This window comes from Roseimicrobium sp. ORNL1, from assembly GCF_011044495.1.
In the GTDB taxonomy this organism is placed as follows: domain Bacteria; phylum Verrucomicrobiota; class Verrucomicrobiia; order Verrucomicrobiales; family Verrucomicrobiaceae; genus Roseimicrobium.
The window spans coordinates 1,428,563-1,441,736 of sequence record NZ_CP049143.1 but is presented as its reverse complement, the minus strand read 5'-3'; the positions used below and the strand labels follow the sequence as shown (position 1 = coordinate 1,441,736).

Annotated in this window: 13 protein-coding genes and 1 tRNA gene; 6 read left to right on the top strand and 8 right to left on the bottom strand. The window is 58.9% G+C overall.

Annotated elements, in window-relative coordinates:
• Window positions 1-51: 51 nt before the first annotated feature.
• The 3 genes from G5S37_RS05655 (at window position 52) to G5S37_RS05645 (ending at window position 2,447) form a co-directional block, all read left to right on the top strand.
• On the top strand, window positions 52-1,011 hold the full coding sequence (locus tag G5S37_RS05655) for a hypothetical protein (RefSeq protein WP_165201677.1): 960 nt from the start codon (window positions 52-54) through the stop codon (window positions 1,009-1,011).
• A 130-nt stretch (window positions 1,012-1,141) separates the two neighbouring features.
• The gene (locus G5S37_RS05650; protein WP_165201675.1) at window positions 1,142-1,756 is read left to right on the top strand and encodes a hypothetical protein; all 615 of its coding nucleotides are present in this window, start codon (window positions 1,142-1,144) and stop codon (window positions 1,754-1,756) included.
• 16 nt (window positions 1,757-1,772) lie between these two features.
• Window positions 1,773-2,447: a class I SAM-dependent methyltransferase gene (locus tag G5S37_RS05645; RefSeq protein WP_165201673.1), complete on the top strand. Its 675-nt coding sequence runs from the start codon at window positions 1,773-1,775 to the stop codon at window positions 2,445-2,447.
• Here the strand turns inward: G5S37_RS05645 and G5S37_RS05640 are convergent.
• Complete coding sequence (locus G5S37_RS05640; protein ID WP_165201671.1) at window positions 2,444-2,845, bottom strand: hypothetical protein; 402 nt, start codon at window positions 2,843-2,845, stop codon at window positions 2,444-2,446. The genes G5S37_RS05645 and G5S37_RS05640 overlap by 4 nt on opposite strands.
• A gap of 57 nt (window positions 2,846-2,902) precedes the next feature.
• Window positions 2,903-3,709, bottom strand: coding sequence for a polysaccharide deacetylase family protein (locus G5S37_RS05635; RefSeq protein ID WP_165201669.1), 807 nt, complete (start codon window positions 3,707-3,709; stop codon window positions 2,903-2,905).
• A gap of 85 nt (window positions 3,710-3,794) precedes the next feature.
• Here G5S37_RS05635 and G5S37_RS05630 point away from each other — a divergent pair, with 85 nt between their 5' ends.
• From G5S37_RS05630 to G5S37_RS05620, 3 genes are all read left to right on the top strand, one after another.
• On the top strand, window positions 3,795-5,156 hold the full coding sequence (locus tag G5S37_RS05630; protein WP_165201667.1) for a hypothetical protein: 1,362 nt from the start codon (window positions 3,795-3,797) through the stop codon (window positions 5,154-5,156).
• Between the two features lie 88 nt (window positions 5,157-5,244).
• The gene (locus tag G5S37_RS05625) at window positions 5,245-6,369 is read left to right on the top strand and encodes a hypothetical protein (protein ID WP_165201665.1); all 1,125 of its coding nucleotides are present in this window, start codon (window positions 5,245-5,247) and stop codon (window positions 6,367-6,369) included.
• 13 nt (window positions 6,370-6,382) lie between these two features.
• Window positions 6,383-7,204, top strand: a complete 822-nt coding sequence (locus G5S37_RS05620; protein ID WP_165201663.1) for an Ig-like domain-containing protein — start codon at window positions 6,383-6,385, stop codon at window positions 7,202-7,204.
• A 129-nt stretch (window positions 7,205-7,333) separates the two neighbouring features.
• Here G5S37_RS05620 and G5S37_RS05615 read toward each other — a convergent pair whose 3' ends face one another.
• From G5S37_RS05615 to vccB, 6 genes are all read right to left on the bottom strand, one after another.
• The gene (locus G5S37_RS05615) at window positions 7,334-8,812 is read right to left on the bottom strand and encodes an HTTM domain-containing protein (RefSeq protein ID WP_165201661.1); all 1,479 of its coding nucleotides are present in this window, start codon (window positions 8,810-8,812) and stop codon (window positions 7,334-7,336) included.
• Between the two features lie 207 nt (window positions 8,813-9,019).
• On the bottom strand, window positions 9,020-9,676 hold the full coding sequence (locus G5S37_RS05610; protein ID WP_165201659.1) for a hypothetical protein: 657 nt from the start codon (window positions 9,674-9,676) through the stop codon (window positions 9,020-9,022).
• Between the two features lie 898 nt (window positions 9,677-10,574).
• Window positions 10,575-10,649 (bottom strand) — tRNA-Asn (locus G5S37_RS05605).
• 215 nt (window positions 10,650-10,864) lie between these two features.
• Complete coding sequence (gene vccD / locus G5S37_RS05600; protein WP_165201657.1) at window positions 10,865-11,509, bottom strand: Verru_Chthon cassette protein D; 645 nt, start codon at window positions 11,507-11,509, stop codon at window positions 10,865-10,867.
• Window positions 11,510-11,565: 56 nt separating this feature from the next.
• Complete coding sequence (gene vccC, locus G5S37_RS05595; protein WP_165201655.1) at window positions 11,566-12,672, bottom strand: Verru_Chthon cassette protein C; 1,107 nt, start codon at window positions 12,670-12,672, stop codon at window positions 11,566-11,568.
• A 7-nt stretch (window positions 12,673-12,679) separates the two neighbouring features.
• A complete protein-coding gene (vccB, locus tag G5S37_RS05590) occupies window positions 12,680-13,171 on the bottom strand; it encodes a Verru_Chthon cassette protein B (RefSeq protein ID WP_165201653.1) in 492 nt (163 codons plus the stop codon).
• Window positions 13,172-13,174: the final 3 nt, after the last annotated feature.

Below are 13,174 nucleotides of genomic sequence, written 5' to 3'. Positions count from 1 at the left end.
CAAGCCAAATGGCTTGCATTTCTTAATAATCAGCCTGACTGTATGTTTGCCATGAAGACCTCCCTCCAGCCAGGCTTCGTCATGCCCAAAGCGGTCATGGCCCTGTGTGTTCTGGGTGCTTGTGCCACCAGCGCGTTTGCCCAGCAGTATCCCCCGCAACAGCCGAAGCCGCGTGTGGGAACCCGTTTCTTGAATTTCGTCAAGGATCTCGTCTGGGGCGAAGAGCCAGACAATCGCTATCAGGGCTATGCCCCGCCTCCGAACTCCGCGCCCACGCACGGCTACGGTGCCCAAGGTGGTCGCCGCTATAACCTGGACAGTCCTCCCCCCGTAGCCGACTACGATGGCGCTGGGTATCAGCAGCAGCCACAGCAGCAGTACCAAATGCCGCCTCAGTCGTCCCGTCCTCCGGGGCCGCCGCCGCATCCGCAGGCTCAGAATCAAAATCAGAACCACCTGTCCCAGCCCCAGCCCTACCAGCAGGAGGCCCGGGACATGCCCTACAGCACTCCACGTCAGGAGAAGGAAAAGGCGCCCGAACCCGCCCAGGCGCAGCGCCGTGAAACAGTGCAGGAGCAGCCGCCGGCCCCGGTGAAGCAGAAGCCTCACGCTGAAGAGCACAAGAAGGTGGAAGAATCACCTCCGCAGTCCCAGCCCCAGCCCAAGAGCGGCCTCTTCTCCAGGAAGTCTGAGCAGCCGAAGAAGGAGGTCGAGGAATCGCTCCCTGAGAGCAAGCCACAGAAGAAGACCGTCACGGAGACTCCCAAGAACAATCCTCCCGCCGAAACGCCGAAGGAAACCGTGGTCGCCTCCAACAACGCGACCAAGGACAAAGTCGCTGACACCCCGGCGCCCGCGAGCACCGGCTCGACCCTCACCGGGACCCGGACCACCAAGGCCGGCCTCGTGAAGAGCCCCTACCCGCCCTACAACGAGCTGGACGTCACCGGCCTGCCCACCGGCTCGCTGGCCATGGATCCCACGACCGGCAAGGTCTTCCGCGTTCCGTGACCTGAAATCTGCCGCCACCACACCTAGAGCGGCGGCAGCCATTTTCCCTGAATAATACGCCGGGGGCGCACGCCAACCACGCGGGACATCGCGTGTTGATTCGCCTCCGGCTTCATGGTACATCGACCACATGATTTCCCGCGCTTCATTTCTGCGATGCCTTATGGCGCTGGCCGGTGGCCTGCTGCTGGCAAACTGCTCGTCGACAGCAGTAAGCCTCGACTACCAGCCCAACCTTTCCCAAGGCACGCCCGGCCCCCGCAAGATGTCCGTCGGACGCTTCGCGGACATGCGCCGTGAAGGCAGCTACTACATCGGCACCGTGCGCACCCCCATCGGCACCCCGTTGGAGCGTGTGAACACCCGCATCCCGGTGGACCAGGTGGTGCGCAATGCCTTTGCCCACGGCATGAGCAGCCGTGGCATGCTGGCCGGACGCGGCGCTCCCTATGTGCTGACCGGCGAGATCCTCAAGCTGGACTGCGACCAGGTCATCCGCCCCGCTGCGTATGCGAAGATTCGCGTGAACGTGGTGCGCGTGAGCAGCGGCCAGGTGGTCTTCAGCCGCATCTACAGCGGCGAGCGTGAGAACAGCGCCTACCTTCCCGGCAGCGGTTCCCCGGTACCCATGCTTCGTGAGCTGGCCTCCCGCGCCCTGCAGGATGTGGTGGACCGCGCTCTGGATGACAGCGCCTTGCGCGCCAGCCTGAGCCCCTCGCCCCCCTACGGCCCGGACATCCTCTAATCCCCATCCCGGCGGCGTGGAAATCGCTCCAGAGCGCAAGACCATCGCAAAAGCCATCTCGGTCCGCTTCGCCACGAAGTTCGACCAGGAGTGGGTGAAGTGGAAGCTCACCGTTGACCCACTTTTTGCTTCGCTGTTGCCCTGGCTGCGCGCCACGGATCTCCCCGTGCTCGACGTGGGCTGTGGCCGCGGTCTGCTCGGTTTTTATCTGCGCGAGAGCGGGGTCTCCGCCGCCTACACCGGCATCGATTTTGATGCGGCAAAGATCAAGTCCGCCCAGGACGTGGCTTCCCAGTACACGCCTACACCGCGCTACCATGCGCTGGATGCCCGGCAGGCGTGGCCCGACTCACGGGGACACGTGTGCCTGCTGGATGTGCTGCACTACCTGCCTGCCAAAGAACAAGCCGCCCTCCTTCAGCAATGCGCCTCGCACGTGTCTCCGGACGGCAGCTTCATCATTCGCAGCGGCATTCGCGACACCAGCTGGCGCTATCGCATCACCGCAGGCACCGACAAGGTCATGGCCACCTTTGGCCTGATGAAGTCTCCTCCGGAAAGTTACCCCACGCTGGAAGAACTGGGTACCGTCTTTGAGAATGCCGGATTGGAGATCACGGAGATGCAGACACCGGGAAAAGGCGCGCTCTTCAACAATCACCTGATGGTGTGCCGGCGGAAGCGGAGCTAGGGTGTCAGTGCGCAGTGCGCAGTGCGCAGTTCTCGTTCGACCTTGGCTTGCCATTTGAGCTTGTCGTCCTGGGCACATATTCCGCTGCGTTGCCAGAACCCTCCATCCTTGTGAGACAAGGTGAAGACAAATGTTCTCCGCTCCAGACGGATGGCCCATGGGCCAGCTGTGTATTGCCCCGCCTTGTCCATTTTGAATTGATCCGCGGGAGGCACCGGCCGTGCATGCGGCACCGCATCCCAGTCCTTTCCTAAAACCATGCGACTCAAGGCTGCTGTGGCTTCGAAGAGGCTCAGCTTCGTCTCTTCTGCGGCAGACGTTCCCGGGCCAAGAACCAGCATCGCCAAAAGCAGCAACAGGAACGGAAGAACGTGGCGCTTGTACGGTCTGGTTTTCATCTCTGTGTGGAATCAATCGCGCGACCTCAACACATTTCATTTCGGCACCGGAAGCTCTTACGGCACCACACACCGGTACCCATTCTTACCCAGCCACTCCAGCAGCGCCCCGAGCACCTGCGGCGCCAGCCTTCCCCCATTATCCGCCACACGTCCCTCGTGCATGAGGATGATGCCTCCCGGCCGGATCTCAGAATACAATCGCTGCAGCACCTGCTCCTTGTCCGTCACCACACCGTCTCGTCCCCGTGCGGACCAGCCCACCACGCGCATGCCCGTCTTCTCCGCGTGCCGCTGCACAATCGGATTCTTAAATCCTGCAGGCGCGCGAAACCATCGCGGCGTCACGTCCGCAACATCGCCGAGCACTTTCTGGCATTCATCCATTTCTCGATCCGCCGCCCCAGGCCCATAAGCCCAAAACCAGTATTGCGGGTGATTCATCGTGTGGTTTGCCACTTCATGGCCGCGCTTGATCACCTGCCGCACCAGCTTGCGATGCTTCTTCGCATGGGCTCCGATGAAGAAGAACGTCGCTTTCGCCTGATGCGCATCCAGCAGGTCCAGCAGATGCGGCGTGTCCTCCGGGTGCGGGCCGTCATCGATCGTGAGCCACACCTCCTTGTCCTGGCCCTCAGCACCTGCCGAATCCCCGTCTCCACGGGCCTGTGCCAAGGATGTCACCACCTCGCCACACCACTGGCACGAGGGAATCATGGTGGAAGTCAGCCACATGGCGTGTCCAACCACCACGACTGCCAACCCCAACCAGGTGTAACTTCCCAGCACGAGGGTGATGGCCGCAAAGGGAGCGAGCACATTCCAGAAGATCACCACATGTCTCAACGTCCGTCTCCAGCGCATGCGTCTCTGAAGCATCGAAACCGTCACCTGACAATCCAGCAGATCCCGGTGAAAGGACCCGGCTCCCCCCTTTCGTTTGCTTCGGATGCCACGCTTCACCCTTCCCTCCCTGCTGCTCGCCGCCGCCGGCGTTGCCGCGGTCGGTCTCATCGCCAACTCCAAACCGGCCCAGGCAAAAGAAACCGCCGCCGGCACGGAAAACGCCCAGCCCCGCTGGTACAAGGGAAACACCCACACGCACAGCCTGTGGAGCGACGGCAATGACTTCCCCGAGATGATCGTGGATTGGTACCACCAGCGTGGCTACAACTTCCTCGCGCTCTCCGACCACAACGTCCTTCACGCGAAGGAAGTCTGGATGGCCGAGCCCACCATCCTGAAGCGGCAGAAGTCTGTCGGCAAAACTGCGATGGCCAAATACCTCGAGCGCTTCGGCGATTCCTGGGTGGAGCGCCGCGAGAAGGATGGCGTGAAGGAGGTGCGCCTCAAGATGCTGGAAGAGTACCGTCCCAAGTTTGAAAAGGAAGGCGAGTTCCTCCTCGTTCCTGCCGAAGAACTGAGTGCGAACTTCCCAGTAACCCCAGAACTGAAGGCGCCGATTCACATGGTGGCCTTCAACCTGAAGGAAGAGCTCAAGCCCGTGGAAGGCACCAGCTTCAAGGATGTGATCCGCAAGAATCTGCAGGCCGTCCGCGAGCAGGAGAAGCGCACTGGCCAGCCCATGCTGACCCACATCAATCATCCCAATTTCCGCTGGGCTCTCACCGCCGAGGACATGGCAGAAGTGCTGGAGGAAAACTTCTTCGAGATCTTCAACGGCCACCCCAGCATCAACTATCTCGGCGATGCCACCCGCTACGGCCACGAGATGCTCTGGGACATTGCGAATACCATCCGCATCAGCAAGCTTGATTCGCCCCCGCTCTACGGGCTGGGCACGGATGACTCCCACCACTACCACGGTGAAGACAGCGCCCCCGGCCGCGGTTGGGTCATGGTGCGGGCCAAATCACTCAAGCCCGATGCGCTCATCTCCGCCATGCGTGCCGGTGACTTCTATGCCTCCACCGGCGTGACGCTTGACGACGTGCAGTTCAATGATGGCGTCCTGAATATCCGCATCAAGGGAGAACCCGGGGTGTCCTACACCACGAAGATTGTGGGTACACCCAAGAAGTATGACCCCACCGTGAGCGAGCAGCCCACCAATGCGGAAAAGGATCCCCAGCCCATGCGCAAGGTGTACTCCGCGGACATCGGCAAGACCTTTGCCACCCTCTCCGGCGAGACAGTGGAGTACAAGCTGACGGGCGATGAACTCTACGTGCGCGCCGTCATCACTTCCACAAAGCCGCACGTGAACCCCACGTACGAGAACCAGACCCAGATGGCCTGGACCCAGCCCGTGGGTTGGAAGGTGAACGCAAAGAGCACGACAGCCCGATAGGCCCGCCTCCCAGACCGCGTTTCCTGACTCCCGGCCCCCGAAGAGTCAGTGTCAGCGTCCGTGTTCTCAACCCGAACCTTCCGCACTCATGCCTACCGCCCGACTCCTGGCGCTGTCCGCCGTGGCAGCCCTCACCCTGCAGACAGCACCCCTTCATGCTGCGCAGTCCTTGAAGAACCCCACCAAGGGTGATCCCGCCTTGAAATCCATCGGCCCGATTTCCTTCGGTGCCGATGGCGTCCTCCTCATCGCTGAGCCCAGCATCCCTGCCGTGGTCGCCGTGAGCACCGGTGACACAGGCGCCACGAAGGCCCTGGCCCAACCTGTGGCCGATACCGCAGGCGCCATCGCCGGCGCGCTCGGCACCACGGCTGACAAGATCCAGATCGTAGACATGGCTGCCAATGCGAGCGGCAACATCTACTTCTCCGTGCGCGACACCGACGCGAAGAGCGTGGCTATTGTGTTCATCTCTCCAGATGGCAAGGCCACCAAGCTGGACCTCTCCAAGCTCGAACACGTCCGCGTGGCCCTGCCCAAGAGCGAGACCACCGCCGTGCGCACTCTCTCCGACCTCGCCATGACGCATGATCGCGTGCTGGTCACGGGACAGAGCAATGAGGAATTCAGCAGCAAAATCTTCTCCATCCCGCTTCCACTCGATGCCTCTGCCTCCGGCACCATCTACAGCGCGGAGACGTACCATGTGGCGCACGGCAAGTGGGAAACGAAGGCTCCCATCCAGAGCTTCATCCCGCACAATGACAATGGCACTCCCTGCGTGCTCGGCGCCTTCGCCTGTACACCGCTCGCGAAGTTCTCCCTGAAGGACCTTTCCTCCGGCGCCAACGTCCGCGGCACCAGCGTGGTGGAACTCGGCAGCGGCAATCGCCCGCTCGATGTCTTCGCCTACACGAATGCCAAGGGCTCCTGGGTTGTGACTAATACCCAGCGCTTCCACCAGCCACTCTTCGGCCCCTCCAAGTACTGGGGTGTGCGTATCAACATGGATCTCATCAACCGCACTGCGCCTGAAGAAACGAACGAGAAGGCCCTGCGCCGGAATGTGAAGAATCCCACCGAAACGCCCGGCATCGAAATCCTCGACTCCCTCTTCGGCGCCGTGCAAATCGACCGCCTCGATGACACCCGCATGGTGGTGCTCCGCGAGGATGGCGACAAGCTGAAGCTCGAAGTAGCCGCGTTGCCCTGAGGAATCACTGGTGATGAAACGTGCGCTGCTCTCCTGTGCCTTGGCATTGGGGTGGTGTTGGCCCGCCTTCGCAGGCGAACCATCTCCCGCCCCTCTGCCGCCACCGCCCCAGTTGAGCAGCATTCATCCCAGCGGCTCCGCGCTGCCCGCGAATCACCTGAAGTTCTACCTGCACTTCAGCGAGCCCATGCAGCAAGGTGTCTTCCTGCAGCACTGCAGCGTGATGGATGCCGATGGCAAGGTGGTGCCTGAGCCCTTCCGTGAAACCGAGCTTTGGTCCGAAGACGGCCTGCGTCTCACGCTGTGGTTCCACCCCGGCCGACAGAAGACCGGCGTGAACCTCAACGTCGAAATCGGCCCCGTGCTCGTGCCGGGCAAACGCTGCAAACTCATCATCAGCGGCGCGTGGAAGTCCGAGCGCGGCGTGCCCTTGGGCAAGGATGTGGAGAAGTCCTTCTTCGTCACCGAGCGCACCACGCAACAGCTCAACATCGCCGATTGGAAAATCACCCCGCCCGCCGCTGGCACGCGGCAGCCCCTGCAGGTGAAATTCCCCGCGCCGCTCGACCACGCGCTTCTCCAGCGCTGCCTTCACGTTTCCAGCGACGCCGGCACCGCCCTCCCCGGCACCACCACGACCACCGCTGGTGAGCAGGTGTGGACCTTCACTCCAGACAGCCCCTGGAAAGCCGGAACGCTTTCACTCCAGGCAGACTCCTTTCTGGAAGACCTCGCCGGGAACTCCCTCGCACGCCCCTTTGAAGTGAACCTCCAGGGACCTGCGCCCCGCAAAGTCCCGCCAGTGGTCTCCACGTCGTTTCTGGTGAGGCCCTGAACATACGCCCAGCCGCGATGGAGACGCCACCCGCGCCAGGCTGGCACGATTCTCACCGCTGCAGGTGGTCATGGCGCATGCAACACTCAGAACTTGTGACTGGCCTCAGAAAACGGGGGCCTCCCAGCACTACTCCGCCGCCTCTTTCTGTTCGTACACATAGTTCGCGCGGCGATTCGGTTGGGGCTTGGGAAGCTCTCCTTTCAGGGGAAGAATCCAGGTGTTGTGCGCGAGGCTCCGTTTCACCTTCGCGAGGTCCACCTTGGGATCGATCATCAGCTCAGGTTCCCGGCCGTTCAACGACACCATCACGTTCGCGTATACCTCGACCTCGCCGTAGCCCTTCTTTCCAAACGCCCAGGCGAGATGATGCGCGAACTGCAAGACCATATCTGGGCGCCCCGCCATCTCCTCCACCTGCTTCAGCGTCAGGTTCCCCTCGGGATGAAACTCCCAGAAGCGCCCCGTGGACGGCTGCACTACCTTGAAAACTGCCCCTCCATCCTTGCCCCGAAGCTTCATCCGCCAGGAAAAGCGATGCCCCTCCTCCGTCCAGTTCACATCGCCCGGGTATAACAGGTGGCGGAATGGAATGAGGCACTGCGCGAGTAGATACAGCCCGAGGAATGTCACCAGGACGCGCCGTCCCAGGGTCCATGAACCCGAATCCCCAATGGCAGCAGATAGATTTGAGGGAGAAGCAGGCGTCGCAATGTGAGGCTCCACTTTCTTCCCGAGGAAAAGGATGGGAAACCAGCGGACCAGAAACCTCCAGATGCGTTTCGGGAAATCCGGTGGCAGGAAAATGAGCGTGGCGCACAGCATGAACCACGGAAAGATCCCGATGTTGAAGAGCTGGTTGTTGATGAGATGGAACGAAAGAGCCCACAGAAATCCCAGCCAGCGAGTCGGCTTCCACAAAAGGAGCGGTACCACAAGCAGGTCGAATAGCATCCCGCCGTACGCAAAACCATAGACTACCCATTCTTCAAAAAAGTAGTGTCCAAAAGCGGGGAATTTTCCCGCACGATCCGCGAGCCACTCGCGCATGGGCTCTCCTCGGAGCCAGTCGGGCCCCATCTTCGCCAGCCCTCCGTAGAAATACACGATGCCAATCTGGGCACGCAATAGCCATAAACTCCACGTAGGAACGGTCTGCGAGCGAAGCCGCGGCCTGAGCCACGCATCCACCGACCACGCACGGTGCGCCGGCACCAGCACCATGAGAAACGAAATCAGGCAGACCAGGTAGAAGTGATTGAGATAATATGCCTGATCCAGCAGGAACATATAGGTGAAGGCACAGGCAAAAAGAAGAGCTGCCACCCGATAGCAAAAGCCCACAAGCATGCACACCAAGAACGCCCCCATGGCATAAAAATGCCAGTACATCCCATCGCCCGGCCAGGGCTCAATCCATCCGAAGCCGTAGTATTTGAAGCGAAAACCTTCTTCGATGTAGTACGGCTTGATCCTGCCCAGGCTGAAGTAGCGATACACCTCCCAAAGCATGATTCCGGCAAAGCCCAGTCGGAAGAACACCAGGAATGCAATGTCCACCGGCGCAAATAGGCGCTCACGCAAGCTGCGGTACTTTGGAGATTCCATGGGTCCTGAAATGAGCAGCGGGGTCTGACCGGCAATGGCCGCTCACATTGCTTCCATCACACATCGCACCAGGCGTACGGCTTCATGTAAAAATATGGACGCGCTAGATGTTTCGCTCAAGTCACACTCTCTGACGCATCACGATGCAGAGCACAAAAAAACAGGCGGCGGATAAATCCGCCGCCTGTTCACGGTCAATTCAAAAACTTAGTCACGAGTGACGGTCGCAACACCGGGAGGCGTGGTGCCCACGCCCACTTCATGCAGGGCGTAAGAACCCACCGCGAAGGTCAAAGTGCCCACCGGGGGAGTCGGGTCCTTTTGGATGGATCCGCAGACGTTGAAGCAGCCATTGGGCTTCGTCGCCTTACCCTTGCAATCGAACTTCAGCTTGCACTTCATGGGCTTCGTGTCCTTGGTACCGCACTTGAAGGTTGTGGGAGTCGAATTGCACGTCTTGATCGGAGAGGTGTTGAATTCGTCCACCTTGGTGTAATTCACCTTGCTGCTGCAGGACTTGGGCTGGGCCTTGTCATCCTTGCAAGTAGCTTCGAGCTCAATGGGGCCGGTGCCATCACCGTTGTTGTCGTCATCATCGTCATCGTCCCAGCGATGGCGATCATCGTCGTCATTATTATTGTTGTTGCCAGTACCAGTGCCACCGGAACCCACGTTCCCCTTGGCTTCGCAGCCCTGGTACGTGAATTTGTAGCAACCTTCCGTTTCCACTTCCAGGATGGCGGGGAACGCGGTGCACTTCTTGGTTCCAGGCGTAATCCCGGGTCCGCCGAATGTGCAATCAGCTTTCACTGGGTGAACACCCAGCATCGTGACGATACCTACGATGGCTATTAGTTCTTTCATAGAGGTGATGATTGTTACAGAAATTACAAGGGGCTCGTGTATTTCGCAAGGCACCTTCGGTGAACAACCGTTTAATTTTTGCGCACACATTGCCCTAAATTGCGCAATACGGAGCGACTTTGCCCAGCTTTGCACAATTATGCTATTGTATAGATAAATTGGACATGTTCTGAAACCTTGCTTTTGTTATCGCAAGGACAAACTGGATTTCGATTTTCATTCCGATCGAACAACCGCAACCACTGCACCGGAGCAATCTCTGCACAACTCGCTTTTCACCCATCCCCATCGCCCAGTTCCCTTGGTCTCGTCGCCTTACGCGCTGGAATGAGACATTGCAGTTCACCATTTCTTCAAGCCGGATCCATGACCACGAAGCGATCGACAACGCTCCCAACAGCGATGTGAGTTCTGCTCCGCCTGCTCCAAGGACATCTCGCAGGGGATGAGTAATCCACTCTCTCCCTCCAACAGGGCTCTGTACGTTGCGTCGTGGCACACGGCGGCATCAGACCATCACGACACGGTTCGAACCAAGCCCAAGTCATGCTCCAGGGCCACAGGCTCGCCAATACCCACACTGATTTGGGCGACTGCACTCCCCTGCTCAATACCACCTCGGATTCAATCGCTTGCCACCGCTCTCCACGGCATCGAGCGCAACGCCATCTGCACTCGCCATTTCATCATCACCATCGCTGACGCCTCATCTGCATGAAATAGAAGCTGGCGAACTCTTCTACGCTATGCCTCTCCATGCGGAGTGCTTTCGCTCTCAGTTGAAGGCGGCGCCTGGTTCCCGCTCTTGGCCCCTTCCTTAACACTCACCTCCCTCTGCGGTTAAACGGCCACAGATCAAAAAAACAAAAAAGCCTCTCGAAATGAGAGGCTTTAAAGTTGGCTCCTGAGGTAGGGATCGAACCTACGACATGGTGGTTAACAGCCACCCGCTCTACCGCTGAGCTACTCAGGAAAATGGTGGGCAGTCTCTTTAACTTACCCTTGTGGATGCGCAACTGAAATTTACAAAGTTAACTGACTTGGGAACAAATTCTTTCCCTCGCTCATCTGCCGTCTGCGAACCGTCAGATGAAAAGCCGACCAAATGTAATTTGGCCTGCAGCACTTCGCTGTAACGAAGCAATCGGGCGACATCGACTTTCCGGCAAATACGACTCCCTCCTTCGCCTAAAAAGTTGGGCGGAAGGTCCGTGCGCGAGACGTGAAAGGATCGATTTGGACGGTGTAGAAGTTCGTAGGCACGGAAGCCGATAGCTCCGAAGGAATATCCTTCACAAACGTGAGGAAGCAGTTGGCCAGAGGCGTGTCCTCGCCCACGAGCCCATTGGCACCGCTCTTCATCTTTTTCATGCCACCGTCCGGTGCAAGCTCAACGACGGATGCTCTGGCGTCGGGAGCCGGAGACATCTGCTCAGGCACGGGAATCATGGGGCCCGTCACCAGCGGTGACAAAGTTGCCGAGTCAGCGATCACAATTCCCGTCTCCACCGGAAAGGGACCGGCGATAATTTTCGCCTGGGTGCCGTCTGAAGGAACCTCACAGATGGCGTACGAGCGGAAGGCGTTCGTATTGTCAATGGAGTCTGTCGACGAGGACCGGATAAACCACACCTGCATGCGCTTGTTTCTCGCTGCAGCCAATTGCTGGGCTTGGGAAATACGATTGGTGAAACCTTCTCCCGCCGATGTCAGGCGATTGGCCTCCATCGTGCGGGTCAGAGCCGGCACTGTTAAGGCAATAAGAAGTCCGATGATGGTGATCACCACCAGCATTTCGATGAGCGTGAAGCCTCCACGAATGCGAGCGCTCATTTTGAGGTGCCAAGTCATATGATAAGATAGTTAAACCATGATACACTGTGCTCACTCTACAGGCTCCACTTGGAAGAGCGCATGGGGATGGTGGCACGAAAGACCCGGAAGTTCAGGCGGCGTTTGATAAGCTCGTCCTCCAAGGCCTGAATATCCCCCTGGTAGGAGTTCGCGTTGGTAAACGCAGCCCCGGCCTCAGAGACAAAATTCGGCGAGTGCGTCTGCAACTCGAGCTTCTCAGCCGACGGCCCATCAAGCGCCACCATCGTGACCTCCAGCAGCGGTGGTATCAGGTGTTGAGTACCTTGACCATCTGGCGACTGAGCCGACTGATTAGCTCTCTTGGTGGAGTCATAATCGTAGAACGGCGCAATGTACGTCGGATCCACGCTTCCTGCCTCTTTCGGTGAAACGCGGGGTGATATGATCAGCGCAATGATGTTCTCAGCAATGGGCCTTGCAGGACTACGATTGGCAGCGGTTTCAGTCGCCGAGATCGGAGCCATGGCGTCCCTCTCAAACCAGACGCTGCTATTGTTTGAGTCGGTAGGCCGGAACCCGTCAGCGTAGATACGATTTGTCTCCGCCGTGGGCGAATATTCCATCAACCTGAACCGGTTTTTGGCATAGTTGGCAGGCAAGAATCCGGGAAGAAACGGAGCGTCATTTCCATACAACACGTAGTAGCCCCTGGCGCAGAGCAAATTGGTCAGGTTGGCGTTTTCGCCCTCCTGAGTATTGCCAAGTGGTGCCTGAAAGAAAATAGCATGAGAGGAGACATTCTGCGAATTTGACGAATTGCGCAGCAAAGCTGACCCCTGGCCCACGATGAAGGAAAGCTCTGACGTCCGCTCGTATTTCGAAGGAACCTCCGCGATGTCGTTCGGATTGGAACGCTTGTAATCCCAATACGTATTCAGGGTCGCCTGGCTGATATTTCGGGTAAGGACGTCAAAGGCCGCGCGAGCTTCACGGAACTGGGAAACGCGTGAAGATGCCTGGCTCCATGCCTTCTGTGTCTCACTGATGACATTGGTCACGATCAGGAGAAGAATCGTCAGCACCGTCATGGAAACGAGGAGTTCCACAAGGGTGAAGGCACGACTCGCCGCTTGGGGCCTGGAACTGCCGCGGTGCGGCACCATGCTTGCAAAATGTGTCATGACTCTTTTAGTTGGTTTTTGCGACAAAAGCCGTGATGGTGGAAAAACGTCGCGAGTCGGTAAAGGGATAATCAGGATTGGTAGAAGCAGCCACCTTGATGATGATCCGGCGAAGGTTCTTTTCCATTCCGCCACTCGCGGTGGAACCAGGGAGCTGCACATCCGGTGAGGGCACCTCCACTCTCACCACATAAGAGAGGCCTAGATCCGAACGACTATTCGTTTCCAGCCCCTGATCGTCGAACCATCGGTTGCCAGCGCCTCCTGCCCGGTCCATCTCCGACCAATCCCCCGTATTGAATTCTCCCGTGATCTGCTGGACGATGCGACTCTCAGCAGTCAGCTGGGAGGTCTTCATGGCCATGTCATAGCCCTGCGGGAGCAGTCCCAAGATAGCCACAATGCCCAAGGCGGTGATCCCCACGGCGATGGTGACTTCTGGCAGGGAGAAGCCCCCCTTCCGGAAACGTCGGGTAATCGATTTAAGAAAAGGATTCATGAT

Excerpts from the sequence above, each read along its gene's own strand:
- G5S37_RS05630 (WP_165201667.1), top strand. The coding sequence starts at position 3,795 with ATGCCACGCTTCACCCTTCCCTCCCTGCTGCTCGCCGCCGCCGGCGTT.
- vccB (WP_165201653.1), bottom strand. The coding sequence starts at position 13,171 with ATGAATCCTTTTCTTAAATCGATTACCCGACGTTTCCGGAAGGGGGGC.
- G5S37_RS05635 (WP_165201669.1), bottom strand. The coding sequence starts at position 3,709 with ATGCGCTGGAGACGGACGTTGAGACATGTGGTGATCTTCTGGAATGTG.
- G5S37_RS05650 (WP_165201675.1), top strand. The coding sequence starts at position 1,142 with ATGATTTCCCGCGCTTCATTTCTGCGATGCCTTATGGCGCTGGCCGGT.
- vccC (WP_165201655.1), bottom strand. The coding sequence starts at position 12,672 with ATGACACATTTTGCAAGCATGGTGCCGCACCGCGGCAGTTCCAGGCCC.
- G5S37_RS05655 (WP_165201677.1), top strand. The coding sequence starts at position 52 with ATGAAGACCTCCCTCCAGCCAGGCTTCGTCATGCCCAAAGCGGTCATG.
- G5S37_RS05615 (WP_165201661.1), bottom strand. The coding sequence starts at position 8,812 with ATGGAATCTCCAAAGTACCGCAGCTTGCGTGAGCGCCTATTTGCGCCG.
- G5S37_RS05620 (WP_165201663.1), top strand. The coding sequence starts at position 6,383 with ATGAAACGTGCGCTGCTCTCCTGTGCCTTGGCATTGGGGTGGTGTTGG.
- G5S37_RS05625 (WP_165201665.1), top strand. The coding sequence starts at position 5,245 with ATGCCTACCGCCCGACTCCTGGCGCTGTCCGCCGTGGCAGCCCTCACC.
- G5S37_RS05640 (WP_165201671.1), bottom strand. The coding sequence starts at position 2,845 with ATGAAAACCAGACCGTACAAGCGCCACGTTCTTCCGTTCCTGTTGCTG.
- G5S37_RS05610 (WP_165201659.1), bottom strand. The coding sequence starts at position 9,676 with ATGAAAGAACTAATAGCCATCGTAGGTATCGTCACGATGCTGGGTGTT.
- vccD (WP_165201657.1), bottom strand. The coding sequence starts at position 11,509 with ATGAGCGCTCGCATTCGTGGAGGCTTCACGCTCATCGAAATGCTGGTG.